Below are 381 nucleotides of genomic sequence, written 5' to 3'. Positions count from 1 at the left end.
TTACCCAGTCGTTCTATCAGGGCTACGGTTTTTCCGGGATTCTCATCGCCTTTCTGGCCCGCAATAACCCGGTGGCCGCCACCGTGGTCGCGCTGCTGATCGCCATGCTGTTCGTGGCCGGGCGCAACCTGCCGGTGTTCTATCAGATTCCGTTTTCGATGGTGCAACTGATCCAGGCAATCCTGGTGATCTGCGTCGCGTCGTCGGATTTTTTCATCCGCCATCGCCTGCGGCGCATTCAGGCAGGAGAACGTTGATGGAGCTTATTTCCCACTGGTTGGGCAGCGCACCGGATTTCGCCGTGCCGTTTGCGTTGGCCGCACTGGGCCTGATCCTCATCGAGCGCAGCGGTGTAATGGCGCTGGGCGTCGAGGGGCTGAT

General features: G+C 60.1%; 2 pseudogenes. Both read left to right on the top strand.

Annotated features, from left to right (window positions below):
* Positions 1–257, top strand: a pseudogene (locus ALO43_RS27385) (ABC transporter permease); the annotation flags it as partial.
* Positions 257–381, top strand: a pseudogene (locus ALO43_RS30560) (ABC transporter permease); the annotation flags it as partial. The pseudogenes ALO43_RS27385 and ALO43_RS30560, both read left to right, overlap by 1 nt.

Origin of the sequence: Pseudomonas tremae (assembly GCF_001401155.1) — a bacterium.
Lineage (GTDB): Bacteria > Pseudomonadota > Gammaproteobacteria > Pseudomonadales > Pseudomonadaceae > Aquipseudomonas > Aquipseudomonas tremae.
Note: the sequence above shows the minus strand (reverse complement) of the source record. Positions and strands in the feature narration are given on the sequence as shown.